23 protein-coding genes are annotated in these 26,955 nt (G+C 62.4%); 8 read left to right on the forward strand and 15 right to left on the reverse strand.

Annotated elements, in window-relative coordinates; genetic code table 11:
- Positions 1-42: 42 nt before the first annotated feature.
- Both pnp and rpsO read right to left on the reverse strand, forming a co-directional pair.
- A complete protein-coding gene (gene pnp, locus AAGF34_RS23800) occupies positions 43-2,163 on the reverse strand; it encodes a polyribonucleotide nucleotidyltransferase (RefSeq protein ID WP_342618187.1) in 2,121 nt (706 codons plus the stop codon).
- Positions 2,164-2,379: 216 nt separating this feature from the next.
- On the reverse strand, positions 2,380-2,646 hold the full coding sequence (gene rpsO / locus AAGF34_RS23805) for a 30S ribosomal protein S15 (protein WP_342618188.1): 267 nt from the start codon (positions 2,644-2,646) through the stop codon (positions 2,380-2,382).
- Positions 2,647-2,968: 322 nt separating this feature from the next.
- Between rpsO and AAGF34_RS23810 the strand changes: the two genes are divergently transcribed.
- The gene (locus tag AAGF34_RS23810; protein WP_342618189.1) at positions 2,969-3,346 is read left to right on the forward strand and encodes an Hsp20/alpha crystallin family protein; all 378 of its coding nucleotides are present in this window, start codon (positions 2,969-2,971) and stop codon (positions 3,344-3,346) included.
- A gap of 8 nt (positions 3,347-3,354) precedes the next feature.
- Here AAGF34_RS23810 and tsaD read toward each other — a convergent pair whose 3' ends face one another.
- The gene (tsaD, locus tag AAGF34_RS23815) at positions 3,355-4,422 is read right to left on the reverse strand and encodes a tRNA (adenosine(37)-N6)-threonylcarbamoyltransferase complex transferase subunit TsaD (protein ID WP_342621170.1); all 1,068 of its coding nucleotides are present in this window, start codon (positions 4,420-4,422) and stop codon (positions 3,355-3,357) included.
- Positions 4,423-4,459: 37 nt separating this feature from the next.
- Between tsaD and AAGF34_RS23820 the strand changes: the two genes are divergently transcribed.
- Positions 4,460-5,194 (forward strand): GNAT family N-acetyltransferase, encoded by a 735-nt coding sequence (locus AAGF34_RS23820; protein WP_342618190.1) that lies wholly within the window; start codon positions 4,460-4,462, stop codon positions 5,192-5,194.
- 2 nt (positions 5,195-5,196) lie between these two features.
- On the opposite strand, the gene AAGF34_RS23825 is transcribed toward AAGF34_RS23820, so the two are convergent.
- Positions 5,197-5,592, reverse strand: coding sequence for a hypothetical protein (locus tag AAGF34_RS23825; RefSeq protein ID WP_342618191.1), 396 nt, complete (start codon positions 5,590-5,592; stop codon positions 5,197-5,199).
- A 168-nt stretch (positions 5,593-5,760) separates the two neighbouring features.
- On the opposite strand from AAGF34_RS23825, the gene ybiB reads away from it, so the two are divergent.
- Entirely contained in the window at positions 5,761-6,675 is a 915-nt protein-coding gene (gene ybiB / locus AAGF34_RS23830) for a DNA-binding protein YbiB (protein ID WP_342618192.1), read from the forward strand.
- Here ybiB and AAGF34_RS23835 read toward each other — a convergent pair.
- The 7 genes from AAGF34_RS23835 to AAGF34_RS23865 form a co-directional block, all read right to left on the reverse strand.
- Complete coding sequence (locus tag AAGF34_RS23835) at positions 6,672-7,922, reverse strand: YncE family protein (protein WP_342618193.1); 1,251 nt, start codon at positions 7,920-7,922, stop codon at positions 6,672-6,674. The two genes, ybiB and AAGF34_RS23835, sit on opposite strands and share 4 nt — an antisense overlap.
- A 29-nt stretch (positions 7,923-7,951) precedes the next feature.
- Complete coding sequence (locus AAGF34_RS23840; RefSeq protein WP_342618194.1) at positions 7,952-8,794, reverse strand: creatininase family protein; 843 nt, start codon at positions 8,792-8,794, stop codon at positions 7,952-7,954.
- 147 nt (positions 8,795-8,941) lie between these two features.
- On the reverse strand, positions 8,942-9,814 hold the full coding sequence (locus AAGF34_RS23845) for an HDOD domain-containing protein (protein WP_342618195.1): 873 nt from the start codon (positions 9,812-9,814) through the stop codon (positions 8,942-8,944).
- A gap of 51 nt (positions 9,815-9,865) precedes the next feature.
- Positions 9,866-11,089, reverse strand: a complete 1,224-nt coding sequence (locus tag AAGF34_RS23850) for an acetate/propionate family kinase (protein ID WP_342618196.1) — start codon at positions 11,087-11,089, stop codon at positions 9,866-9,868.
- The gene (locus AAGF34_RS23855; RefSeq protein WP_342618197.1) at positions 11,086-12,522 is read right to left on the reverse strand and encodes a bifunctional enoyl-CoA hydratase/phosphate acetyltransferase; all 1,437 of its coding nucleotides are present in this window, start codon (positions 12,520-12,522) and stop codon (positions 11,086-11,088) included. Before AAGF34_RS23855 ends, AAGF34_RS23850 begins: the two co-directional genes overlap by 4 nt.
- A gap of 13 nt (positions 12,523-12,535) precedes the next feature.
- Positions 12,536-14,311: an alpha/beta fold hydrolase gene (locus AAGF34_RS23860; RefSeq protein ID WP_342618198.1), complete on the reverse strand. Its 1,776-nt coding sequence runs from the start codon at positions 14,309-14,311 to the stop codon at positions 12,536-12,538.
- A 79-nt stretch (positions 14,312-14,390) separates the two neighbouring features.
- Positions 14,391-15,407, reverse strand: a complete 1,017-nt coding sequence (locus tag AAGF34_RS23865; protein WP_342618200.1) for a helix-turn-helix domain-containing protein — start codon at positions 15,405-15,407, stop codon at positions 14,391-14,393.
- A 59-nt stretch (positions 15,408-15,466) separates the two neighbouring features.
- On the opposite strand from AAGF34_RS23865, the gene AAGF34_RS23870 reads away from it, so the two are divergent.
- The 5 genes from AAGF34_RS23870 (at position 15,467) to AAGF34_RS23890 (ending at position 22,790) form a co-directional block, all read left to right on the forward strand.
- A complete protein-coding gene (locus tag AAGF34_RS23870) occupies positions 15,467-16,657 on the forward strand; it encodes an MFS transporter (RefSeq protein WP_342618201.1) in 1,191 nt (396 codons plus the stop codon).
- 105 nt (positions 16,658-16,762) lie between these two features.
- Complete coding sequence (gene mutS / locus AAGF34_RS23875) at positions 16,763-19,366, forward strand: DNA mismatch repair protein MutS (protein ID WP_342618202.1); 2,604 nt, start codon at positions 16,763-16,765, stop codon at positions 19,364-19,366.
- A gap of 202 nt (positions 19,367-19,568) precedes the next feature.
- Complete coding sequence (locus AAGF34_RS23880; protein ID WP_342618203.1) at positions 19,569-21,074, forward strand: methyl-accepting chemotaxis protein; 1,506 nt, start codon at positions 19,569-19,571, stop codon at positions 21,072-21,074.
- Between the two features lie 57 nt (positions 21,075-21,131).
- Positions 21,132-21,959, forward strand: coding sequence for a proteasome-type protease (locus AAGF34_RS23885; RefSeq protein ID WP_342618204.1), 828 nt, complete (start codon positions 21,132-21,134; stop codon positions 21,957-21,959).
- A 15-nt stretch (positions 21,960-21,974) separates the two neighbouring features.
- Positions 21,975-22,790 (forward strand): alpha/beta hydrolase, encoded by an 816-nt coding sequence (locus tag AAGF34_RS23890; RefSeq protein ID WP_342618205.1) that lies wholly within the window; start codon positions 21,975-21,977, stop codon positions 22,788-22,790.
- On the opposite strand, the gene AAGF34_RS23895 is transcribed toward AAGF34_RS23890, so the two are convergent.
- The 4 genes from AAGF34_RS23895 to AAGF34_RS23910 all read right to left on the reverse strand — a co-directional run bounded on the left by AAGF34_RS23895 (position 22,765) and on the right by AAGF34_RS23910 (position 26,880).
- Positions 22,765-23,589, reverse strand: a complete 825-nt coding sequence (locus AAGF34_RS23895; protein WP_342618206.1) for an undecaprenyl-diphosphate phosphatase — start codon at positions 23,587-23,589, stop codon at positions 22,765-22,767. The two genes, AAGF34_RS23890 and AAGF34_RS23895, sit on opposite strands and share 26 nt — an antisense overlap.
- Before the next feature lie 16 nt (positions 23,590-23,605).
- A complete protein-coding gene (locus tag AAGF34_RS23900; RefSeq protein WP_342621171.1) occupies positions 23,606-24,832 on the reverse strand; it encodes an ABC transporter permease in 1,227 nt (408 codons plus the stop codon).
- Between the two features lie 5 nt (positions 24,833-24,837).
- Complete coding sequence (locus tag AAGF34_RS23905) at positions 24,838-25,515, reverse strand: ABC transporter ATP-binding protein (protein WP_342621172.1); 678 nt, start codon at positions 25,513-25,515, stop codon at positions 24,838-24,840.
- Positions 25,516-25,578: 63 nt separating this feature from the next.
- Positions 25,579-26,880: an efflux RND transporter periplasmic adaptor subunit gene (locus AAGF34_RS23910; RefSeq protein ID WP_342618207.1), complete on the reverse strand. Its 1,302-nt coding sequence runs from the start codon at positions 26,878-26,880 to the stop codon at positions 25,579-25,581.
- Between the last annotated feature and the right edge of the window lie 75 nt (positions 26,881-26,955).

A 26,955-nucleotide genomic window follows, 5' to 3' on the forward strand; every position in this document is an offset into this window, starting at 1 on the left:
GTCGTCCGAGACGGACTCAGAGACCCCGGCTTGCTTGCGTACTTAACCTTGCTGTTCGCCGTTTGCTGCCGGACGGTCAAGTAGCGCCTTCATGGACAGCTTGATACGACCCTTTTCGTCGGTCTCCAGAACCTTGACCTTGACGATCTGACCTTCGGACAGGTAGTCCGTGACCTTTTCGACGCGCTCATGGGCGATCTGACTGATGTGCAGCAGGCCATCCTTGCCGGGCAGCAGGTTGACCAGGGCGCCGAAGTCCAGAATCTTGGTAACCGGGCCTTCGTAGACCTTGCCGATTTCCACTTCTGCGGTGATCTGTTCGATACGGCGCTTGGCTTCTTCAGCCTTGGCTGGATCGGCGGAAGCGATGGTGATGGTGCCGTCTTCCTCGATGTTGATCTGGGTGCCAGTTTCTTCGGTCAACGCACGGATGACTGCGCCGCCCTTGCCGATCACGTCACGAATCTTCTCGGGGTTGATCTTCATGGTGAACAGGCGCGGTGCGAAGTTGGACACTTCGGTCTTGGCTTCGGACATGGCTTCCTGCATCTTGCCCAGGATGTGCATACGGGCTTCCTTGGCCTGGGCCAGAGCAACCTGCATGATTTCCTTGGTGATGCCCTGGATCTTGATGTCCATCTGCAGAGCAGTAATACCGTTGGTGGTACCGGCCACCTTGAAGTCCATGTCACCCAGGTGGTCTTCGTCACCCAGGATGTCGGTCAACACGGCAAAGCGGTTGTCTTCCTTGATCAGACCCATGGCGATACCAGCCACATGGGCCTTCATCGGCACACCAGCATCCATCAGCGACAGGCAGCCGCCACAAACGGAAGCCATGGAAGAGGAACCATTGGATTCAGTGATTTCAGACACCACACGCATGGTGTAGGGAAAGTCTTCCTTGTTCGGCAGCACGGCAACCAGGGCACGCTTGGCCAGACGGCCATGGCCGATTTCGCGGCGCTTTGGGGTTCCGACGCGGCCGGTTTCACCGGTGGCGAAGGGAGGCATGTTGTAGTGCAGCATGAAGCGGTCTTCGTACTCACCGGACAGTGCGTCAATGCGCTGCGCATCACGCTCGGTGCCCAGGGTGGTGATCACCAAAGCCTGGGTCTCGCCACGGGTAAACAGGGCAGAGCCATGGGTGCGCGGCAGCACGCTGTTACGGATTTCGATCGGACGCACGGTACGGGTGTCGCGGCCGTCGATACGGGGTTCGCCTGCCAAAATCTGGCTGCGCACGATCTTGGCTTCGATTTCAAACAGCAGGCCTTCGACAGCCACACTGTCAAACGCAGCGCCATCGGCCTTCAGGGCGGCCATGACGTCAGCGTAAGCCGCGCGGCACGCTTGCGTACGGGCTTGCTTGTTGCGGATCTGGTATGCGGCAACCAGCTTGTCCTTGGCCAGGCTGTCGATCTTGGCGATCAGTGCTTCGTCCTTGGCAGGAGCCTTCCAGTCCCACACCGGCTTGCCCGCATCACGCACCAGTTCATGGATGGCGTTGATGGCGATATTGCCTTGCTGGTGGCCGTAAACCACAGCACCCAGCATGACTTCTTCGGACAGTTGTTGGGCTTCGGACTCGACCATCAGCACTGCGGCTTCAGTACCAGCCACCACCAGATCCATCAAGGAATCCTTGCGGGCAGTCTGGCCAGGGTTGAGCACGTATTCACCGTTGACGTAACCCACGCGGGCGGCACCAATGGGGCCGCTGAAAGGCACGCCGCTGACGGACAGTGCGGCGCTCACGGCGATCATGGAGGCGATGTCGGCATCGACTTCAGGATTCAGCGACACGGTATGCACAACCACGTGCACTTCGTTGAAAAAGCCTTCAGGGAACAGGGGGCGGATTGGACGGTCGATCAGGCGGCTGGTCAGGGTCTCGAATTCGCTGGGGCGGCCTTCGCGCTTGAAGAAGCTGCCGGGAATCTTGCCAGCGGCATAGCTCTTTTCGAGGTAGTCAACGGTCAGGGGGAAAAAGTCCTGACCGGCCTTGCCTTCGGTCTTGGCGACCACGGTGGCCAGCACCACGGTGCCGTCCATGTCCAGCAGCACGGCGCCGCTGGATTGACGGGCGATTTCGCCGGTTTCCATGGTGACTGTGTGTTGGCCCCACTGGAACGTCTTGCTTACTTTTTTGAACATCGTCATATTGCTTATCTCCATTGATTACGGATATGAATTGGGAGGTGCAGGCCACCTCGCCCAAGCCCGGATTCAACGTCGCAGTCCACGATGCCATTCCAGCGGCACTTGCGTCAAATGACGCTGGAATGACACAGCTTCGCTCTGCTTTTGCCGTCTCCGAAGTAAAAAACGCCTGAGCTAGTGACCTAACTCAGGCGCCTCACTTATTTTGGCTTTCGCTTACTTGCGCAGACCCAACTTGGCGATCAGCGCGGTGTAACGGTCAGCGTCCTTGTCCTTCAGGTAGTCCAGCAGCTTGCGGCGACGGCTCACCATACGCAACAGACCACGACGACCATGGTGGTCCTTGGCGTGGGTCTTGAAGTGGGGGGTGAGTTCGTTGATGCGTGCGGTCAGCAGTGCTACTTGAACTTCGGGGGATCCGGTATCACCGGCGCTACGTGCATTGTCCTTGACAACGGCTGCTTTGATGCTGGATGCGATCATGTCTTACTTCCTGTTTTGGACGACCCCGCTCCTGCGAGCGACGTCCCGGTGGTTGAACTTGCGCCTGGTGCTGGAACTGCTCCAAACGTGCGCCTTGCGGTATGCAAAGCCTTAGGATTATAGCCGAGCCCACGGGAGTCACCAAATCTCCGCTTTGACCGAAATTGGCAGGTGCCAGCAGATAGCGCCATCACGACGGTTTTCAAGCCCGTGGACGCAACAATAAACACCTTGAAATTCTCTTGAATTCGCAGCGGCAGGACGCAGTTGTGGACCATGCGGCGCTCACGGTGAGCGGCGCGCCAAGAACCAGGAGTTCACCATGATGTTTGCCACCGCCCACCCCGCTTTTCGCCGCAATGCCTATGCACCTGCAGGACGTGCACTGGAGCGCTTTCTGAGCAATGCCGCTCTAGAGTCACGCCAGCCCGCCCCCCAATACAAGCAGGATGAGACCGCTTTTCACCTCAGCCTGGACGTTCCCGGCATTGCACGTGACCAACTGAGCATCTCCATCGAAGGCGCCGTAGTGCGCATCTCCAGCCGCGAAGGTGCACCGCGCCAGTACCGTGTGGCCTACGAATTGCCCCAGGACATTGAGCCCACCCTGAGCGAAGCCAAGCTGGAAAACGGCGTGCTGACCCTGAAGCTGACCAAGAAGATTCCCGTCAGCAATGCTGCCGAAATCACCATCCAGTAACAGGCGACCTACAGTGAATCCAGGGGCCAGCGCGGCTTGACGTCAAAAGCGTAATTCGCGCTGGCTTGCTGTTTGCCACTTTGCAGCCGCATGGCTGCAGCCAAGGCGATCATGGCGCCATTGTCGGTGCACAAATGCAGCTCCGGGTAATGCACCCGGATCTTGCGCACACCACAGGCTTCGTTGAGTTGCGCACGTAGCTGCCGGTTCGCCCCCACTCCCCCAGCCACCACCAGCCGCTTCAGGCCGGTTTGCTTCAGGGCCATCATGGCCTTTTTCACCAGCACTTCCACAATGGCGGCCTGGGTAGAAGCAGCCAGATCGTGCTGCTCATCCTGCGGCAAGTCCTTGAAGATGGAAACGCCCGCAGCGGCAACCATCTTTTGCGACTGCACCAACACCGCTGTCTTCAACCCAGCGAATGAAAAGTCCAGGTTCCCGCTGTGCAGCAAGGGCCTGGGCAAGGTGTAGGCTTTGGGATTGCCGGACTCCGCCATGCGCGCCAGGAGCGGCCCGCCGGGGTAATCCAGCCCCATCAGCTTGGCCGACTTATCAAACGCCTCACCCGCTGCATCGTCAATGGACTCGCCCAACAGCACATAGCTTCCCACGCCATCCACCCGCATAAGCTGGGTGTGTCCACCGGAAACCAGCAGGGCAACAAAGGGGAACTCCGGTGGGTCAGCACTCAGAAATGGCGACAACAAATGCCCTTCCAGATGATGCACGCCCAGCACCGGCTTGCCTAAAGCAGCACCCAGTGCGCAAGCCACACCAGCCCCCACCAGCAAGGCACCTGCCAGACCGGGGCCGCGGGTATAGGCAACCACATCCACTTCCGACAAGCTGCGCCCTGAACCTTTCAACACTTCCTGTGCCAGGGGAAGCACGCGCCGGATGTGGTCGCGGCTGGCCAATTCCGGAACAACCCCGCCAAAAGCCTTGTGCATTTCGATTTGGCTGAATAGTGCGTGCGCCAACAGCTCCGGCACCTCACCCTTGTGTTCTGCGGAATGGCATTGCACCAGGGCGACGCCCGTCTCGTCGCAAGACGACTCAATCCCCAGTACCAACAACTTTTGTGACATGGGGCCAGAGTTTAGAGTACGCCCCATGCACATCGAAATTGAATCCTTGGAAAAAGCCACATTGGACGCAGTTGCACCCGAGGCTACCGAGTTTCTCCCCAACTGGGCACTGCCCTTTGACAGCACCACGGTAGGCCGCGCCATTTCAGCCGTACCGTTGCGCCATGACGGCGTGAACCCCGGCGACATAGCCTTGATCGAATCCCGCTACGTTTCCAAAGGGCTGAAAGCGCAGTTCCGAGTGGCCGATGTGGCTGGCCTGAGCGAGCTGCATGCCGCCTTGCGCTCGCGAGGCTACGCCGCGCACCAACCCACACTGACCATGGTGAGCGATATCCGGGATTGGCCGCAAGCAACCACTGCATGGACGGTCCAACAGGACGACAAGCCATCGGCCGGTTGGGAATCCGTCTATCTTGCAGACGACTTTGATCCGATAGACGGTGCCAACCGGCTGAAAGCGCTAAGCCGCAGCCGTTTTCTGCAATATGGATGGATTGAGGATTCGAGCGGTGCCGTGGCCGCGGGTACGGCGTCCTTCAGCCAAGGCTGGATGAGTTTGCATGGCTTGCGCACTTTGAAGAGGGTGCGGGGCCAAGGCGCTGCCTTTGCCCTGATCCTGGCTTTTGGCAGCCAGGCTCGCCTGAGAAATCTGGACAGGTGCTTCCTGCAGGTTGAAGAAGGCAACGCAAATGCTATCGCGTTGTACAGCCGGCTGGGCTTTCAGACCACCTGGCGTTACCACTACTGGCGAAAGTAACTTCAGGCAGCTGCTACCCGCACCGAGGCGTTGGCCGAAGGTGCCACTGTAGCCGTGGGAACTTCAATGTAGCGGCGGCGCTTGCGCACGATGACGGCTGGTGCCTGTAGTGCTACGGGCGATGTATGTGCTCGCGAAGCCGCATACGATTCGCCTCTGCCACTGATGCGCGCTATCCGGATGGCTTCTTCCACTGCGGCACTATTCAGGCGCTGTACCGTGGACCCGTTTACTCTCACATATGCGCCGGAGGCCGAGGTCGCGAGGAGCCCGAATTCCATGCCCATGCGGACAATCCCGATTACCTTGAATTCCTTGGGCGAAGCCACGAAAGCCTTGATAGTCTGGCTACCAAGCACCACTTGCAGCGCCTGGTTTGAATTTCGATTGCATTTCATGTTTACCTCGGATGCCTTTGCGGCAGCCGCCTCAGGGTTAGCGTCGCGGCATCTTGCCCACGGCCTCAAAAAACTACTTGATCAAAATTTGATGGTCTGAAGGAATCCGCGCGAAGGCGTGGCCGGGGCGCTCAACCCAAACTGGCCTGCTTCGTCGACAATGGGCCTATGGCAATAGGACACTTCATCAAAGAAATCGGACGCGGAAAAGACGGCGCACGCGCGCTTTCCAGAGAGCAATCGGCAGACTTGTTTGGCCAGATACTGGACGGAGCGGTCTCGGATCTGGAAATCGGGGCGTTTTGTCTGGCGATGCGCATCAAGGGTGAAACCACCGAAGAAATGTGCGGGTTCTGGGATGCGACACAGCAGCGCATTGCCAAGATTCGGATTGCGCCCGCCAAGGAATCCCGGCCGGCCATCGTCATACCAACCTACAACGGCGCACGCAAGTTGCCGGTGCTCACGCCTTTACTGGCCTTGCTTTTGGCGCGCAAAGGGTTTGCAGTCGCCCTGCACGGCACCGCAACGGAGGGGCAGCGCGTGTTTACATCCGATGTGCTCGCGGCACTCGGAATCCTGCCGCGCGACGCCAGCACACCGGTGCATCCAGGAGAGGTAGCCTTTGTCCCAACCAAGGCCTTGCACCGCGGACTGCAGGCATTGCTGGATGTTCGCCGCGTGGTGCAGTTGCGCAACCCGGCGCACAGCCTGGTCAAATTGCTATTGCCGTGCGAAGGGCCACAAGTGCTGGTGACCAGTTACACGCATCCGGAATACGCCGTCTCCATGGCCGCAGTACTGCAAGCGCTGGGAGCCAGCGCCATGCTGATACGCGGTACCGAGGGCGAGGCCGTGGCCGACCCTCGCCGTCTTCCGAAGATGACGTGCATGCGCGAAGGGGTGGTGGATTCGGTGCAGGAGCAGCAGGCCGGGACTCTGAGCACCCTGCCCGACCTGCCCACCAGTTGCGATGCACCAACGACGGCGGCCTACATTCAGTCCGTGTTGAGTGGCGCCCTACCGGTGCCCACCCCCATTGCCATCCAGGTGGAGCGGATCATCGCCTTGGCAACGCCCTAGCGGAAGTTGCCGGTATGACCCAGTGAATATCGGCCAGGTTGCGGCCACACCGCCAGACCGTGTGGCTCTTGACCCACAGCGATCTGATCCACTTTGCCCGAGGCGGTTTCGATGCGGTAGACCACATCATCGAAGCGTCCAGACAGCCACAGCCACTTGCCGTCATTGCTGACATTGCCCATGTCCGGGCTGCCACCGCCGGGGATGGGCCAAGTGGTGAGCACCTTGTTGGTTGCCAGGTCAATCACCGACACGCTGCCCGGGCCCTTGCGCTTGCCGTGGATGGCGTGGGAGCCACGATTTGCCACATACATCTGCTTGGCGTCGCGGCTGGGATACAGGCCATGCGCTGCCACGCCAGTGCTGATGAACCCGACTTCCTTGAACGATTCCCCGTCGATCAGATGCACGCCGTCGGACTCCATGTCTGCCACATAGAAAGTCTTGCCGTTGGGCGAGATGCGGATGTCCTGTGGCATGCCTTTCTTGGCCGTGCAGATTTCCGTCTCCAGCGGGTTGAACGGTTTGGAGTTGTCCTTGAAACGTGTCTTGGGCAATTCCAGTTTCAGGTAGCCCACCAGAGACTTGTTGACCAGGTCGATCTTGGCCACGCTACCTTCAAATTCACAGGTAAAGATGGCATAGCGACCGTCGATGGAAAAGTCGCCGTGGTTGATGCCACCGCACTTGGGCGCCTCGATCGCGTATTGGAGCTTCAGGGTCTTGGGATCACGGAAGTCCAGACGGTGCTTGGCTTCGGCCACGATGATGGTGGACTGGCCGTCGGGCGTGAAGTAGACGTTGTAGGGGTCGTCCACCGGAATGGACTTGCCGGGCTTGCCTGTGCGCGGGTCCACCGGCGTCAGGCTGCCATCGCTGCCCCGCTCTGCGTTGTTGGCAACCCACAGGGTACGCATGTCCCAGGAAGGAACAATATGCTGCGGTGCACGTCCCACCTTGAACGTATCCACCACCTTCAAGGTGGCGGGATCGATGACGGTGACGTTGTTGCCGCGCAGGTTCGGAACATAGACACGCTCCAGATCGGCCTTGACCTCGGGCAGCATCTGGTCGGCGCGGGTTTCACTGTAGAGGTTGTCCGGGTCTGCCACAACGGGCATTCCAGGAACGGTATTGACTGCAGACTTGGTCGTGGCCGGCGCATTGCTGGCCGCATTGCCCAAGGTCGCCAGCGCGGCTACGGCCACTGCGCAGAAAGAAACGATGCTGAGTTTTTTGTAGTGCATGAGGAAAGACTCGATGTATCAGATGAACTTCAATTGCCTTGCTTGATGGCTTCCTGGATGGCCTGCACCGACTGGTCCACGATGTGGCGTACGCCGATCTGCCCCAGTTCCGCCGTGGACTTGCGCGGATCGCCGTAGACACCGTCGGACGGGCCTGTCTTGGCGCCCTCTGCCAGCAGGTCCATGCGCACCAGCGATTTGTCAATGGCCAGCATGAGCGAGGTGTCAGCCAGACCGGCGTGGGTGCCGATCTCGGCATCCGAGAAGCCCTTGGCGCGCAGATCACGGATGAACGGCGCCTGCGTGGCCTCGTAATAGGCGGTCAGAGCCAGGGCGTGGAAATCGCCGCCCTTGGCAAATTCCTTGTTGATCTTGTCAGCGGCCCGCACCTCGCTCTTCTGGTAACCGCCGTGGTCACCTAGAAACACGATGTGGTGAAAACCGTGCTGCTTGAAGCTGCGGGCGGTGGACTCCAGAATGGACTCGAATGTCGCCTCGGAAATGGAGATGGTGCCGCTAAAGCGCATATGCGCGACCGGCGGAAAGATGGAGCCCTCCGGCACATAACCCAGCACCGGCGCCACCACCGCGTTGCCCAGGCGCTGCGCAATCTGCCCGGCCAGCGCCTTGGCCCGCACATTGTGCTTGCCCAGCGCCATATGCGGACCGTTTTGCTCGGTTCCGCCTATGGGCACCAGCACCGTGGTCGCCCCTTTGGCAACCATGGCGCGCAATTCAAACGAAGTGAGGTCCTCCAGAAACACCGACCCCGAGGCAGCGCTTGCGGCTTGGGCCGGCGCGGCGCATGTCAGGAACAGGAAAAGGGAGAAGCCAGCCAATAAGCTGGATGTTGTATTGCGGTGAGAGACCATTTGGCGCTTTGCTGCGGACAGGAAGCGATTTTACGTTGCGCGGTGCCCGCAGGCTGGGTACCCACAGGCCCACCTGCCGGAAATTACTTTGTTTTACATCAACCCCTGTCGAAACTTGTACAAAGCTGCCCTCACAGGGGAGCTGCACTACGCCGTCTGGTCGATCTTGTAGACAAACGCCCGCGCCACGCGCGCCGTTGAATTGAGCAGAACGGCGATGTCGTCGATGTCGTCCGGCAAAGCCGCATTGTCCCAGCCGCTCTCGGTATGGCGCGCCAGCCGTACCGCCAGCAACACGTTGCGCACGGCCGGGTGCTCGGGGTGCTTGCCATCGCTGATGCGCACCAGCAACTCGGAGAGTGCCCAGTGCTTCATCAAGGCCTGGCGCAGGTCGTTCAAGTCGATGTTGAAGACAAACCGTTGCAGACTGATGGTGCGCAGGGTCGGATTGGCCTGTTGCATGGCCCGGATTTCCATCTCCATGGCCGGGGCGTAGCAGCACATCAGCATTTCCGCAAAGTCGTGCAGAAAGGCCGCCTGACGGATCACGGCCACATCGGTATCGCCACGATGCACTGCAAAGCCGGTGGCAAAGTGCGCCGCGCGCCGTGCCCGCCGGATCAGGCCCTGCAGGACCGCCAACGCTGCCGGTTGCGTGCACAGGCGTTCTTCCACCGTGGGCTGCTTGCCGAACTCGCGGAAAAAAGGCGCCACGCCCATCATCACCAGGGACGTGATCACCGTTTCGGTCTGCGTCGAATCGGTATTGCGGCGCTTGGCCGACACATAGGCCAACACCTTGATGGTGAAAAGAGGGTCGGAGTCCACCAGATCGGCCAACATGCTGGCATCCACATCTTCTTCCCGGGCTCGCAACTCTTCAAGTGCAAGCGAGGTCTTTTCCAGCACCGGAACTTCGGCTTGAAGAAAAAAGCGGGTCCAACCGGCCAGATCCTTGAAGGGCTCCAGCAGATAGGCTGGTGCTGCGGCTGCAACCGGGGTACTAGGCAATTCGTCCATGAGGGCAATCAGTGTGCATGGGGCGGAGTATCTTCGCGCGAGGCACGCGGGTCAACACACTTGCAGCAGCAGGTCCTGGGCGTGGCGCGTCAGCATCAATTCCTCGTTGGTCGGGATCACCCAGGCGGACGCGCGGCTGGCTGCCGAACTGATGCGGCGCGCACCAGCCCGGTTCGCCTCTTCATCGAGCGCAATACCCAGCCAAGACGCGGCGTGGCACACGCGCTCCCGGACCAGACTGCTGTGTTCGCCGATGCCCGCGGTGAACACCAGCACGTCCAGACCGCCCAATGCGGCGGCGAGGCTGCCCAACTCCCGATGGATACGGTGCACGAATAAATCAATGGCCGCCTTGGCCCTAGGGTCGTCGCTGGCCTCCAGCACACGCATGTCGGACGATATTTCCGACACACCCAGCAGACCGGACTCGTGGTAGAGCATGTGCTCGATGGCCTTTGCGTCCATGCCGAGTTCCATGGCGAGATAGAGCACCACGCCGGGATCCAGGCTGCCGCAGCGCGTGCCCATCATCAGTCCATCCAGTGCCGTAAAGCCCATGCTGGTGGCTACGCTGCGGCGGTTGCGCAGAGCGCACATGCTGGCTCCGTTGCCCAAATGCGCCACCACCACGCGTTGGTCCGCCAAGGCACCCAGGTGCGCCGGCAGAACACTGGCGATGTATTCATACGACAGCCCGTGAAAACCGTAGCGCTTGACGCCCGCATCACGCAGGCGCCGCGGCAAGGCGTAGGTTTGCGCCTCCCATGGCTGGTCCGCGTGAAATGCCGTGTCAAAGCAGGCGAACTGGGGCAAGGCAGGCTCCAGCGCCGCAATCACTTCGATCGCCGCGAGGTTGTGTGGCTGATGCAGTGGCGCCAACGGGCAGAGCGCCTTGAGCTGCTCCAGCACTTCCGCTGTGACCCGCACCGGCTTGGTGAAGCGCGTACCACCATGCACCACCCGGTGCGCCACCGCGCACAGGCTGCGGCCTGGCAATTGCTGCTCCAGCCACTCGAACAGCATGCGCAATTCACTGGCGTACCACTGTCCGGCCTCCGCCGTACCGGACAGACCACCGGATGGCAAAGCCTGCCCATCGTCACGCCAGGCCAGCAGTCTGGCTTCCTTGCCCAGGCCATCGATCTCGCCGTGCAGTATGCGTGGCGGGTCTACCGCGTCGTCCATGCTGCGGGCGAAGGCTGCGAACTTGATGCTCGAAGAGCCCGCGTTGAGCACAACAATGGTTTCGCCCGCTGGGGCCAAGGCTGTGCTCATTCCGGATTGGCGCGCTTGAAGGCGGCCCACAACAATGCAATCGCGCACGACGCGATGCGTGAATGGGCCGTGTCCGCACGGCTGGTCAACACGATAGGTACGGTGGCACCCAGCACGATGCCCGCCACTTGCGCATCCCCCAGGTATTCGAGCTGCTTGACCAGCATGTTGCCCGACTCGAGGTCCGGCACCACCAGAACATCGGAATCACCGGCCACTGCGGATTGGATGCCCTTGGTCCGGGTTGCGGCCATGGAAACCGCGTTGTCAAACGCCAGCGGGCCATCCACCAGCCCGCCGGTGATCTGGCCGCGGTCGGCCATCTTGGCCAGGGCGGCTGCATCCATGGCTGAGCGCATCTTGGGAGTGACCGTCTCCACGGCAGAAAGCACCGCCACCTTGGGGCAAGGGATGCCCAGCGCGTGCGCCAGGTCGATGGCGTTCTGAACAATGTCGACCTTGGATTCGAAATCCGGCGCCACATTGATGGCCGCATCGGTGATCAGCAGGGGCTTGGGGTAGCGCGGAACGTCGAGCACAAACACATGGCTGATGCGCCGCGCAGTGCGCAGCCCGGTCTGGGTATTCACCACTTCGGCAAGCAGCTCATCGGTGTGCAGGCTGCCTTTCATCAGGGCATCCACTTCCCCATTGCGCGCCATGGCAACAGCCTTGGCGGCTGCGGCATGGCTGTGCGGCACATCCACCAGCTCGACTCCACCCAGGTCAATCCGGTGCTCTGCGGCGATTGCCCGAATGCGCTCTGCCGGACCGATCAGCACCGCGTCGATCAGGCCCAGGGCCGCGGCGTCCACCGCACCTGCCAACGCGTCCTGACTGCACGGATGTACGACTCCCATACGGATCTTGCTGCAACGCTTGGCCGCCTGCAGCAGCTCGTTGTAGCGCAGGTTCTTGTCGGCCATCAGAGGTTCTGGCAGGCTTGTGCGATGGATGTGCAGCTTCTCCAGGGGTGCCATCACTTCAGCCTCTCCTGCGATCACCGTCTCTCCATCCTGGTTGACACAGTACGTGTCCAGCACCAGCCGGTATTTGATCGCGTCCATGGACTTGACCGTGGCCGTCACGCTGAGCACATCGCCGATGTGCACCGGCTTGAGGAACTTCAGCGACTGCCCCAGGTAAATCGTGCCAGGGCCCGGAAAGCGCGTGCCCAGCAACGTGGAAATCAGCGACGCTCCCAGCATGCCGTGGGCGATGATGCCGTGAAACCGACTGCTCTTGGCATACAGCGCATCCACATGGGCCGGATTGACGTCACCCGACACGGCGGCAAACAGCTGGATGTCACGCTGGGTGACCTTGCGCTCCATGCTGGCGGTGTCGCCTACCTGGATTTCCTGGAAGGTCCGGTTTTCCAGAAAGTCCGGATCGGGTGCTCCGGCGATGTAGCGAACTGGGGTGTTGTCCAAAATTGCGCTCCTCTCAGGCGGCCAGCACGTACCGGCCCGGTGCGTCGTCCAGGGCTTCGCCGTCGTGCGCCCCAATGCCCATGGGCGGTGGTGCCACCCGACGGCCGCTGTGCGCCGCGAGCCATTCCTGCCAGGCGGGCCACCAGGAACCTTCGGTCACAGCCGCCTTTTCGGTCCAGCTATCGGGGTCCACATAGCGCTCCCCATGCGCATGCCGCGCGAGCTGGAAGCTGCGTTTCACTCCGGGTCCGGGCGGGTTGACCACGCCCACGTTGTGCCCGCCGGTGCACAGGCAGAAAGTCACGTCCGTATCCGTGAGCAGATGGATCTTGTACACCGAGCGCCAGGGCGACACCGTGTCGCGCTGCGTGCCCAGCGCAAACACCGGCACCCGGATGTCCGACAGCGCCACCGGCTTGCCATCCACCAGATAGCGGCCTTCGGCCAAGTCGTTGCGCAGGTACAGGCTGCGCAGGTATTCATGGTGCTGGCGGTACGGCATGCGGGTGGCATCCGCATTCCACGCGATCAGGTCGCTCACGGGCAGGCTATGGCCCATCAAGTATTCGTGCTCCATGCGCGACCACACCAGATCGCGCGAATTGAGCAGCGCAAAGGCGCCTGCCATTTGCTTGCCGTCCAGATAGCCCTTCTCGGCCATCACATCATCCAGATAGGCGAGCTGGCTTTCGTCGATGAACAGCGCCAGCTCACCGGGCTCGGTAAAGTCCAGCTCGGACGCCAACAGTGATAGCGACTTCAGCCGGTTGTCACCGTTGCGGGCCATATAGGCGGCGGCGATGGCCAGCAGGGTTCCGCCCAGGCAATAGCCCAACGCCTGGATCTTGCGCCGGGGCAGCGCCGCAGCAATGGCATCAACCGCGGCCATGACGCCCAGTTTCAAGTAGTCATCCATGCCCAGATCGCGGTCGGACGCTTCCGGGTTCTTCCAGGAAACGATGTAGACCGTGTGGCCGTGCTCCACCAGGTAGCGGACCAGCGAGTTTTCCGGTGACAGGTCCAGGATGTAGTACTTCATGATCCACGACGGGATGATCAGCACCGGCTCGGCAAATACCGTGTCGGTTGCGGGCGCGTACTGGATCAGCTCGATCAGCCGGTTGCGGTAGACCACCTTGCCCGGCGTAATGGCCACCTCGTGCCCCGGGCGGAACAGGCGCATGGCCGGAGCCGGTTCGCCCCGGATGTTCTGTAGCGCGTCGTTGAAGCGGTTCTGCGCACCGCGCAACAGGTTCATGCCGCCGGTCTTTGCGGTTTCGGCCAGCACTTCCGGGTTGGTGGCCAGAAAGTTGGAGGGCGACACCATGTCCAGCCACTGGCGCGAGAAGAAGTTGGCCAACTGCTCATGGTGGGCGCTGACGCCCTCCACCCCTTTTGTGGCGGTGTGCCACCAGCTCTGGTTGAGCAGGAAGGCCTGGTAAATCAGGTTGAACGGCCAGGTCTGCCACTCGGGCGCCTCAAAGCGCTTGTCCTGCACCAGCGGCTCAATGCAGGGCTGGCCCGCCTCCCCTGCCGTTGGCACTGCGGCTACAGCAAGCCGGCGCACATCATCCAGCGCCTTGGCTACCAGTTCGCTTTGCTTGCCCGGCGACACGGCCAGATGCACCATCCAGTCCAGGTAGGCACTGAGCAGGGATGCTGGCGAAATACCTTGGGTGAAACGGGCCAACTGGGCGTGAAACGCCTGGTCTATGGCATTGGCCTTCTGCGAAGCCGGCGCGCCGGACGATGCCCGGGAAGAGCCGGGCCGTTGGGTACTCACATTCATGGAATTGCCCTCAAAGCACTCCGGCAAATTATGAACTGCAGCCCGCAAAAGACGTTGACCAGAGTCAAGTTGGCGCGCTTTAGGGCGTGGGTAGTCGCGCAAACCGCTGGCGATACAGCTCCGGTGAAATACCTGTGTGGCGGCGCAGGCTGCGCTGCAGGCTGTCAACCGAACCAAACCCCGACCGCTGCGCCACGCGGACCAGCGGCCAGGAGGTCTGTTCCAGAAGGTTCTTGGCGTGATCCAGACGCACCGCTTCCACAAACCGCGCTGGCGTCTGACCGGTTTCACGCAGGAACTGGCGTGAAAAATGGCGCTCACTCATCGCCACGCGGTCTGCCAGCGCGGCCACACTCAAATCGTGCTTTGGGTGCTCGACCACCCACATCATCAACTCGCGCAAAACATGCGAGCAGGACATTTGCGCCTGCAGCCCCGCGGAAAACTGTGACTGGCCGCCCGGGCGGCGCAGATACACAACCAGCTCACGGGCCACGGCCAGCGCGACGGGCTGCCCCAGATCCGCTTCAACCAGCGCCAAAGACAAATCGATGGCGGAGGAAATGCCGGCGGAACAGTAGAACGGTGGATCGGCCACATAGATGGCATCGGGCTCCACCTTGACTCTGGGATATGTGTTGGCCAACTCCGCACATGCGTTCCAGTGCGTGGTCGCTCTGCGCCCATCCAGCAAACCGGCGGCGGCCAGGGCAAATGCGCCGGTGCACACACTGCACATGCGCCTGGCGGAACCCGACCACTGCCTGAGCCATGGAAGTACATCGACGGCCGAACCGGATGGCTCAAACGCCTTGGAATCACCTCCCACCACCATGATGGTGTCTACGCGACCACGGATATCTGCAATGGCCGTGGAATGGGCCAGTTGCAACCCGGAGTTGGTCACCACCGTGCCGCCATGCGGCGACGCCAGCACCAGCCGATAGCCAGGTCCGAGCCCCTTGTCGGCAGCATATCGCGAAGCTTTGGAAAACACCTCCCAGGGCCCGGTGAAATCCAGTGACTGGCAACCGTCATAAGCCACCAGAACAACCACGCGGGTTCGTTCCTCAGAATGTGCAGGTTTTTTCGTCATGGCTGAATTTGCGGTTATGTTGTCCTAACCGCCATGCTACCCACATCTAGGCTACGGGTATGCAAATATTTCTCAAACCCAATCGCAGCGTGGCGCTCCTGGTGGTGTGCCAAGCCTTGTACCTGTGTGCCTCCGCCATCGGACTGACCTTGACCGGCCTGGTGGGCGCGATGCTGGCCCCTGCCCGCAGCCTGGCCACATTGCCCTTTGCCCTGGTTACCGTGGCCACGGCGCTGAGCACCATTCCGGTTTCCCTGTCCATGGCGCGTTGGGGCAGAAAGCCGCTCTTCCTGCTTGGCACGCTTGCCGGCGTCACGGGCGGATGCCTTGCGGCAATGGCGATCGTCCAATCCAGCTTTCTGTGGTTCTGCATCGCCAATCTGTTCCTGGGCGTGTTTCAGGCCAGCGCCCAGTACTATCGTTTTGCGGCCACCGAAGCGGCCAGCCTGGATTTCAGACCCAAGGCCATTGGTCTGGTCATTGCAGGTGGTGTGGTGGCTACGGTGGCTGGTCCCACATTGGCCGCATGGGCCCGCGACGCCCTGGCACCCCACACGTTCGCTGGCTCCTACCTATCGGTCCTGGCGCTGTCCGCAGCCTCCGCCCTGGTCTTGTCGCGTCTGCAGCTGCCGCGCAACGCGCCCGGCCCGGCTCAGACGGCATCTACGCCGTTGCGTGTCTTCCTGCGCAATCCCTCATTCATCGCTGCTGTCACCAACAGCACCCTTGGCTACGCCACCATGATCTTCGTGATGACGGCAACCCCGCTGGCAGTCTTGGGCTGTGGGCTCACGGTCGGCAACGCCGCATCGGTCATCCAGTGGCACCTGCTTGCCATGTTTGCGCCGGGTTTTTTTACCGGGCGTCTGATAGAGCGCTGGGGCGTCTACTCCATTCAGCTCGCAGGGGGTGCCCTGTATGTGCTGGGCGGTGTGGTGGCACTGACCGGGACCACACTATCCACCTTTGTATGTGCGCTGGCTTTGTATGGAGTGGCCTGGAACTTCTCGTTTGTGGGAGGCACCAACTTGCTGACGCAGGTGCTTGCCCACGCGTCAGCCGGCGATCGTGCACGGGCCCAGGCAGCAAACGAATTCCTGACCTTTGCCGCTGTGGCTATCGGCTCCCTGCTGGCCGGCGCCACTTTCGACGCCAGCGGCTGGGGCACTGTGAATGGGCTGGTCTTCCCCTTGTCTGCCGCCATAGTCAGCGTGACCCTATGGTCACTTCTGAAAAGCAGGCGGACCTGACCCTGGAGCTGGAGGGGCCAAACAGTCGGTTCGGCCCCTCCAGAGCTGCCCGCCCGCAGGAGTGCCGACCATTGCAGGCAGCCTGTTGTTGCTAGACTCTCTGCGATGACAGAAGACACCAAGCAACACACCCCCATGATGCAGCAGTACCTCGCCCTCAAGGCGGACTTTCCGGACACGCTGCTGTTCTACCGCATGGGGGACTTCTATGAGATGTTCTACACCGATGCCGAGAAGGCGGCACGGCTGCTGGACATCACGCTGACCACGCGCGGCCAATCCGCCGGGCAGCCGATCCAGATGGCCGGTGTGCCCTTTCACGCGATGGAAGGCTATCTGGCCAAGCTGATCCGCCAGGGCGAGTCGGTCGCCATCTGCGAGCAGGTGGGTGAAGTGGGCGGCAAGGGGCCGGTGGAGCGCAAGGTGGTGCGGGTGGTTACGCCCGGCACCTTGACCGATTCCGAGCTCCTCAACGAAAAGACCGAGTCCATGCTGATGGCGGTGCACCAGGGCCCGCGCAACCGCTGCGGCTTGGCCTGGCTGTCGGTCACGCAGGGCATTGTGTTTCTGGCCGAATGCGCACCCGATGCGCTGGGCGCCTGGGTCAGCCGCATTGCGCCCAGCGAACTGGCATACAGCGCCACCGTGACCGGCAGCTTTGAAGACCGCCTCAAGCGCATGCGTATGGGCACTGCGGTCTTCCTGACGGCGCGCCCCGAATGGCAGTTCGACAGTGCCCTGGGCCAGCGCAAGCTGCTCGATGCCTTGCAGGCCGCCAGCCTGGTGAGCTGGAACGCGCAGGACCTTCCGCTGGCCCACGCCGCCGCGGCAGCGCTGCTGGCCTATGCCGAACACACCCAGGGCCGCAGCCTCACCCACATCAGCAGCGTGCAAGTGCAGCGCGACGACGCGCTCATCGACCTGCCCGCCACCACCCGCCGCAATCTGGAGCTGACGCAGACCCTGCGGGGCGAAGACTCCCCCACCCTGTTCTCGCTGCTGGACAGTTGCATGACCGGCATGGGCAGCCGCGCACTCAAGCGCTGGCTGCTGGAGCCGCAGCGCGACCGCAGCGAGGCGATGCAGCGGCTGCACGCCATCGAGACGCTGCACACCGGCAACCACGCCAACCTATGGCAGAGCTTGCGCGCGCAGCTCAAGGGCTGTGCCGATGTGGAACGCATCACCGCCCGCATGGCGCTGCGCCAGGTACGCCCGCGTGAGCTGGTGGCCCTGCTGCTCACCCTGCAGAAGACCCAGGCGCTGGCAGCGCAACTGCAGGGCCTCAACGGCTACCTGCTCGATATTGCCAACGCCCTGCTGGCGCCACCCGAGTGCGCCGCGCTGATAGCCGCCGGTATTGCCCCCGAACCTGCCGCATTGGTGCGCGACGGCGGCGTGATTGCCAGCGGCTTTGACGCCGAGCTGGATGAGCTGCGTGCCATCCAGACCAACTGCGACGCTTTCCTGCTGGACCTGGAAGTGCGCGAGAAAGCCCGCACCGGCATTGCCAACCTGCGGGTGCAATTCAACCGGGTGCACGGCTTCTACATCGAGGTGACCACCGGCCAGGCCGACAAGGTGCCGGATGACTACCGCCGCCGCCAGACCCTCAAGAACGCCGAGCGCTTCATCACCCCCGAACTCAAGGCCTTTGAAGACAAGGCCCTGAGCGCGCAGGAGCGCGCCCTGGCCCGCGAGAAGTGGTTGTTCGAACAGGTGCTGGACCAGTTGCAGCCCTTTGTCCCGGCGCTGACCCGCACCGCACAGGCGCTGGCCGCGCTGGATGCGCTATGCGCGCTGACAGAGCGTGCGCTGACGCTGGACTGGTGCGCCCCACGCTTTGTGGAGCAACCCTGCATCGACATCACCCAGGGCCGCCACCCCGTGGTGCAGGCACGGCTGGCCGAGTTGTCCAGCGGAAACTTCATCGCCAACGACACCCACTTGGGGCCGAAGCAACGCATGCAGGTCATCACCGGCCCGAACATGGGCGGTAAGTCCACCTACATGCGCCAGGTCGCCCTCATCGTGCTGCTGGCCAGCATGGGCAGCTACGTGCCAGCCAGTGCCTGCACGCTGGGGCCCATCGATGCCATCCACACCCGCATTGGTGCGGCGGACGATCTGGCCAACGCTCAGTCCACCTTCATGCTGGAAATGACCGAGGGCGCCCAGATCCTGCACGCCGCCACGCCGCAAAGCCTGGTGCTGATGGACGAAATCGGCCGCGGCACCTCCACCTTCGACGGCCTGGCCCTGGCCTCGGCCATCGCCACGCACCTGCACGACAAGACGCAGGCCTTTGCCCTGTTTGCCACCCACTACTTCGAGCTGACCGAGTTCCCGGCCACGCACCATGCCGCCGTCAACGTGCATGTGAGCGCTGCCGAGGCCGGGCGCGACATCGTGTTCCTGCACGCCATCGAGCCGGGCCCTGCCAGCCGCAGCTATGGGATTCAGGTGGCGCGCTTGGCGGGCATGCCCGCAGCGGTGCTGAACCAGGCTCGGCACACACTGGATGCGCTGGAGGCGCAAGCCACGGCGTCGCAACGCCAGGTCGATCTTTTTGCACCGCCTCCGCACGGAGAAGAACCTACTGCCAGTGCAGTGGAAGCAGCGGTTGCGGCCATCGACCCGGACGCCATGAGCCCGCGCGAAGCCATGGAAGCGCTCTACCAGCTCAAGGCGCTGGCCAACAGAGGCTGACATCTTGTCGCGAATGGACGAATAGACGCCGCTTTTTGCCATTTCACCGTGGCCCCTATCCGTATGATGATTTGCGGCTCCTTCACCCAGAACGGAGCCGCTCCAAGATACATCCATACCGAAAGAGGCTGCCATTAACACGCTCAATAACCTCAAGATTTCGACGCGCCTGACGTCGACCTTTGCCATGGTGGTGTTGGCCATGCTGGCAATCGCTGTAACAGCGGTATTCCAGATGGGACTCATGTGGCGCAACGCCGATGAGATTTCCAGCGTCTGGTTACCCAAATCGGTGGCGGTGAACAAGATGAGCTCGGAGCTTGCGAGCTTTCGCATGGCCGAGCTGCAGCACGTGATGAGCACGGTGGACTCCGATATGGCCGACCTCGAAAAGAAGATGGCCAAGATCCAGGCCGCTTTTCAGGCCGACAGCAAGGCCTTTGCCGACAGCATCAGCGACGACAACGAGCGCAAGCTGTTTGACTCCTTTTCCGCCGACTGGAAGGCTTACCTGCAAATCCACGAACAGGTGATTACGCTGGCCAAGCAGTTCCAGGCCGACCAGGGCAAGCGCCTGCTCAACACCACCGCTGCCAAGTTGTTCGAGAAGTCCACCGCCACACTGGACCAACTGGTGGCCATCAGCCAGAAGGGGGCATCTGACGAGAGTGCGATGACCGTCACCTCCTACACCACGGCCCGCGTTGCCATGCTGGTCATTGCAGTAGTGGGCGTGGCGCTGGCAGCCGGTGCCGCCTTTGTGCTGATCCGCTCCATCACCCGCCCGCTGTCGGAGGCGGTGAACGCCATTGAACGCGTGGCTTCCGGCGACCTCGCCTCGGAGATTCACGCCACCACCCAGGACGAAGCCGGCCAGCTGCTGCATGCCCTGCACAACATGCAGAAGAGCCTGATCGAAGTGGTCAGCAAGGTGCGCCATGGCTCGGAGAGCGTGTCCTCGGCCAGCGAAGAGATTGCCTCGGGCAACCAGGACCTGTCCAACCGCACCGAACAGCAGGCCACCGCACTGGAGCAAACCAACGCCCATATGTCGCGCCTGAGCGGTGCCGTGGAAGAAAACGCCGAGAACTCGCGCCAGGCCAATCAGCTAGCGCAGAACGCGTCCAGCCTGGCCGTGCGCGGCGGAGCCGTGGTGGACCAAGTGGTGGAGACCATGAAGGGCATCAACGACAGCTCGCGCCGCATTGCCGACATCATCAGCGTGATCGATGGCATCGCCTTCCAGACCAACATCCTGGCGCTCAACGCGGCAGTGGAGGCAGCCCGTGCCGGTGAACAGGGCCGCGGCTTTGCCGTGGTGGCGTCCGAAGTGCGCTCCCTGGCCGGACGCAGCGCCGAAGCCGCCAAGGAAATCAAGCAACTGATCAACGCCAGCGTGGAGCGGGTGGAACACGGCAGCTCGCAGGTCGGCCTGGCAGGCCAGACCATGAAGGAGCTGGTGGAGGCTATCCAGAAGGTGGCCCATATCATGGGCGAGATCAGCCACTCGAGCATCGAACAGGCCAACGGCGTGCAGCAGGTGGGCGGTGCCATCTCCAACATGGACCAGACCACGCTGCAGAACGCGGCCATGGTGGAAGAAATCTCCGCTGCGGCCAACACCCTGCGCAACCAAGCCGCGGAGCTGGTGGAAGCCGTGTCGGTATTCAAAGTGGGGAACAGCTCCTATCTGGCCTTGCCAGCCTGAGCCCGTGGTGAAAGGTAGGCCCTTTACACTCCTACCTTTTATCGCTCCCCCCAAAAAATGACTTATTGCGTAGCCATCAAGCTCAACGCTGGCCTGGTTTTCCTCTCCGATTCCCGCACCAACGCCGGGCTCGACCAGATCAGCACCTTCCGCAAGATGATCGTCTATGAGAAGGCAGACGACCGCTTCATGGTGCTGCTTTCGGCCGGCAACCTGAGCATCTCCCAGTCGGTGCGCGAGATTCTGCAGGTCGAACGCCTCAAGGAACATGACGAAGACGAAGGCATCACCATCTGGAATGCCAAGAGCATGTTTGACGCCGCCCGGGTGCTGGGCTCAGCCATCCGCAAGGTGCACGAGCGCGACGCCGGCTCGCTCAAGCTGGCGGGCGTGGACTTCAACGTCTCGCTGATCTTTGGCGGCCAGATCAAGGGTGAAGGCATGCGCCTGTTCCAGGTGTATTCCGCCGGCAACTTCATCGAAGCCACACCCGAGACGCCCTACTTCCAGGTCGGCGAATCCAAATACGGCAAGCCGGTGCTGGACCGCGTGATCACGCCCACCACGCCGCTGGACGAAGCCGCCAAGTGTGCGCTGGTGTCCATGGACTCCACCCTCAAATCCAATCTCTCGGTGGGCCTGCCGCTGGACATGGTGGTGTACGAAGCTGGCACCTTCCACACCGACAAGGTGGTTTGCATCGACGAGAACAACCCCTACTTCCAGATGCTGCACGGTAGCTGGGGCCAGAAGCTGCGCGAAGTCTTTGACAGCATCGAAGACCCGACCTGGGACGGCGGCAAGACCGAAGTTCCGCTGATGGTTGCTCCCACCCGCAGCCTGCCGCTCAAAAAAATCACCACGCCGGACGAGAAGTTGATCTAAGGCGGAACCTTCGCCGTGATCATCTTTTCCCACGCCAACAGCTTTCCCGCCAGCACGTACCGGGTGCTGTTTCGCAGCCTGCGGGGCCGCGGCTTCACGGTCAAGGCCATTGAGAAGGTGGGCCACGACCCGCACTATCCGGTCACCAGCAACTGGCCGTATCTGGTGCGGCAGTTGTGTGACTTCATCGAGCAGGAAACCGACAGGGCCGGCCAGCCGGCCTGGCTGGTGGGCCACTCGCTGGGCGGCTACCTGAGCCTGATGGCCGCCATGCGCGTGCCCGCCCGGGTGAAGGGTTTGGTGATGATCGACTCGCCCCTGCTAGGGGGCTGGAAATCCAACGCGGTGGCCATCGCCAAACGCACTCAGTTGGTGGGCTCGTTTTCACCCGGTGCTGTGAGCAAGCGCAGGCGCACCACATGGGACAGCACCGAAGAGGCCTTCGCCCACTTCCGCCACAAGAAGCCCTTTGCAAAATGGGATGAGCAGGTACTGCACGACTATGTGAACCACGGCACAGTGGAGCACCACGGCAAGCGCGTGCTGGCCTTTGACCGCGACGTGGAAACCGCCATCTACAACGGCCTGCCGCACAACCTGGAGCGTCAGCTCAAGCGCCACCCGCTGCAATGCCCGGCACACTTCATTGGTGGCACCGAGTCCGAGGAAATGCGGCAAGTGGGTATGGCCTTGACGCGCAAGGTGGTGGGTGAGCACATCACCATGCTCGAAGGCAGCCACCTCTTCCCCATGGAGCAACCGGTAGCCACCGCCGCCGCCATCGAGGCAGCCATTCGCGCGATGGCTACGCCGACCACTGCACCAGGTTGAAGTAGGCCGTAGCCAGCACCACTGCACCAAAGGCGATGCGGTAGTAGGCGAAGCCCACGAAGCTGTGAGAGGCAATGAACCTCAGCAGCCAGCGTATGCACAGCCATGCCGCAATGAACGACACCACAAAACCCACGCCAAACAGCGGCAGGTCGGCCATGCTGAGGTTGGCGCGCTCCTTATAGAGGCTGTAGACACCCGCGCCCACCAGGGTCGGGATGGCCAGAAAGAACGAGAACTCCGCCGCCACCTTGCGTGACAGGCCCAGCAACATGCCGCCAATGATGGTGGCGCCGCTGCGGCTGGTTCCGGGGATCATGCCCAGGCACTGCACCAGTCCCACCTTGAGCGCGTCCAGCCCCGACATGTCGTCGATGTCATGGATGCGCGGCACCGGCTTGGCCACCTTCTCCACCCACAGGATGATGAAGCCGCCCACGATGAAGGCGCCCGCCACCACGCCGGGCGTGAACAGGTAGTTCTTGATGATCTTGTAGACCGTGAAGCCCACGATGCCCGCAGGCAGAAAGCCGATGAACACATTGGCCGCAAAGCGCTGCGCGCGGTGGCTGCTGCCCAGGTTCACCAGGGTGCTGCGCAGCTTTTCCCAGTAGATGATGACCACGGCCAAAATGGCGCCGGTCTGGATGGCAATGTCAAAGACCTTGGCCTTGTCGTCATCAAAGCCCAGCAGGGCGCCGGTCAGGATCAGATGCCCCGTGCTGGAGATGGGAAGGAACTCGGTCAGACCCTCCACGATGCCCATGATGGTGGCTTTGATCAGCAAAACAATATCCAAAATACTCTCCAAAAAATTACTCGTAACGCAAGGCTTGAATCGGCAGCAGTTTAGATGCACGGCGCGCCGGGTAAAAACCGAAGAACACGCCCACCCCCGCCGAAAAGCCCACGGCCAGCAGCACCGAGCCCGCGCTCAAGCTCACCTGCCAGCCGGCAAACGCACCCACGCCCCAGGTCGCCACGGTTCCCAGCGCCACGCCGATGGCTCCGCCAATCAGGCTCAGCGTCACTGCTTCAATCAGGAACTGCACCAAAATGTCGCGCCCGCGTGCACCAACAGCCATGCGCAGGCCGATCTCTCTGGTGCGTTCGGTCACGCTCACCAGCATGATGTTCATGATGCCTATACCGCCTATGAGCAGGCTGATACCGGCCACAGCCGCCAGCAGCAGCGTCATCACACGGCTGGACTCCTCCTGTGCCTGCAGGATTTCGGTGAGGTTCTTCACCGCAAACGGGTCTTCGCTACCGGGGGGCACCTTGAAGCGCTGGCGCAGCAGGTCGGTGATGCTGGCCTCCACCGCCTTCATGTCCTCGCCCTCGCGCACCTTGACGGAGATGGCGCCCACGCGCTTGAGGCGGCTGGTGGCGTCGCCGCCCCAGATGCGGTTGCGCAGGGTGGACAGCGGCACCATGATGGCGTCGTCCTGGTCCTGACCCATGGAGTTCTGTCCCTTGGTGGAGAGCACGCCAATCACCGTCATGGGGATGTTGCGCACCCGGATCATCTGCTCCACCGGGTCCTGGTCGCCAAACAGCTCGCGCGCCACGGTACTTCCGATCCATGCCACCTTGGCCGAGCCGGCCAGCTCGGCGGCATCGAACATGCGGCCGCTGGCCAGCGGCCAGTCGCGCGCTTCCAGGTAGTCGTTGTTCACGCCAATGATGCTGGTGCCCCAGTTGGTGTTGCCATAGACCAGCTGGCCGCTGGTGCGCGAGGTGGGCGCGGCCACTTGCACCTCGGGAATTTCCACGGCAATGGCGGTGGCGTCTTCTTCGGTCAGGCGTTGGCGGGTCTGCGCGCCCAGGCGCACACCGGCCTGCGACACGCCGCCGGGAATGACCAGCATGATGTTGGAGCCCAGGCCCTTCATCTGTTCCTGCACCCTATCGGTGGCGCCCCGCCCCACCGCAATCATGGTGATGACCGCGGCCACGCCGATGATGATTCCCAGCATGGTGAGCACGCTGCGCAAGGCATTGGCGCCCAACGCACGCAAGGCGCTACGAAGCGCCGCCATGGTGTTCACGCCGCCGCCTCCTGCACCACGTCCTGCACCACCTGCCCATCCTTGAACACCAGCTTGCGCCGCGCCCAGGCGGCAATGTCGGCCTCGTGCGTCACCAGCACCACGGTCATGCCCTGCTGGTTGAGCGCGGTCAGCAGCCGCATGATGTCTTCGCTGGTTTGCGAGTCCAGCGCCCCGGTGGGTTCGTCGGCCAGAATCAGTTGCGGCTGGTTCACCAGCGCACGGGCAATGGCCACACGCTGCTGCTGCCCGCCCGACAGTTCGGCAGGCGTGTGGTGCATGCGCTCGCCCAGCCCCACGCGCTGCAAGGCGGCTTGCGCGCGCTCGCGCCGCGCGGCGGCCTTGATGCCGCTGTACACCATGGGCAGCTCCACGTTTTCCAGAGCCGATGTGCGCGGCAGCAGGTTGAACTGCTGGAACACAAAACCGATGCGCCGGTTGCGGATGGAGGCCAACTGGTCCTGCCCCATGTCCTGCACCGCTTCGCCCGCCAGGTGGTAGGTGCCGGAGGTGGGCAAGTCCAGGCAACCCAGGATGTTCATCAAGGTGGACTTGCCCGAACCCGAAGCGCCCATGATGGCGACGAAGTCACCCTCGGCAATGTCCAGCGACACGTCGCGCAAGGCGTGCACGGCCTGGCCGTCGCCTGCGCGCTGCTGTGCAGGCGTACCCATGTGGTAGGTCTTGTTGAGTTTGCGCGCCTGGATCAGCACGCTGCCGGTCGGTGCCATGCTACTTCAGAACGGGGGCCGTGGACCACTGCCAGCCGGGCGCGATCCGCTGCCGCTGGCCATGGATTTGGTGCCCACGATGACCTCTGCGCCTTCCCTGATATCCTGCGCGCCCTGCCCGTCTGCCAACAGTTCGGTCATGCTGCCATCGCTGACGCCCAAGCGCACAGCCAGCGCGCGCGGCTTGCCGTTGGCGTCTAGCACATAGATGCGGCCGCGCGGGGCACCGCGTGCGACTTCATTCGTGGCGCCCGGCGTGGGCTCCACGCTGGCAACGCGCATGCGCAAAGCGGCGTTGGGCACCTTGAGCACATTGGCGCGCTCGTCGGTCACCACCCGCACATTGGCGGTCATGCCGGGCAGCAACTTGCCATCCACGTTGGAGAAGCCCACCACCGCCACATAAGTGACCACATTGGCCACGTTGGTGGCAGCCTTGCGCACCTGGCGGATCTCGCCTTCGAAGGTCTGGCCCGGGAAAGCGTCCACGGTGAAGCTGGCCTTCTGGCCCTTGCGCAGGCGCCCTACGTCGCTCTCATCGATGGCAGCTTCCACCTGCATGTCACGCAAGTTCTGGGCAATGATGAACAGCTCCGGCGCCTGCAGGCTGGCGGCCACCGTCTGCCCGCGCTCGATGGAGCGCTTGACCACAATGCCGTTCACCGGCGACGTGATGCGGGTGCGCACGAGGTCAATGCGGGCCTGCGCCAGTGCCGCTTCGCGCTGCGCCACGCTGGCCTGTGCCGAGTGCACGCCGGCTTCTGCCACGCCCACCTGCGCCTGCACTGCCTTGAGCGCCTCCTGGCTGGTGTTGACCAGGGCGCGCTCCTTGTCCGCCTCACTCTGCGCAATGAACTGCTTCTCCACCAGGAACTGCTTGCGGTCCATGTCGCGCTTCGCTTCGGTCAGGTCCACCTGGGCGCGCGAGACCTGCGTCATGGCGGCCAGCAGGTTGGCCTGCGCCGTGGCCACTGCGGCGTGGGCCGCGTCCACATCGGCCTGCGCCGAACGCACCCGGTATTCAAAAGTTTCGGGGTCTATCTGCGCCAGCAGCTGGCCGGACTTGACCTCGGAGTTGAAGTCCACATACAGATCGCGGATCTGGCCGCTGACTTGCGTGCCCACGGTCACCAGCGCCACGGGATTGACGGCGCCGCTGGACGCCACGGTAGCCTGCAGATTGCCGCGCTCGATCTTGGCGCTGCGGTATTGCACCGCGTCAGACGCTGCACGCTGGCTCCACCACAAAGCGCCACCAGCCACTCCCACTGCCGCGACCAGTACGGCCACCCACGCTCGTTTGTTCATACGGTCTATTGTAGGAAGCGCATGTGTAAGCCACGCGCATCCAAAGGGTTTACAGTCAGCCCCATTTCCCAGTTC

The organism is Rhodoferax sp. GW822-FHT02A01 (assembly GCF_038784515.1).
In the GTDB taxonomy this organism is placed as follows: Bacteria; Pseudomonadota; Gammaproteobacteria; order Burkholderiales; family Burkholderiaceae_C; genus Allorhodoferax.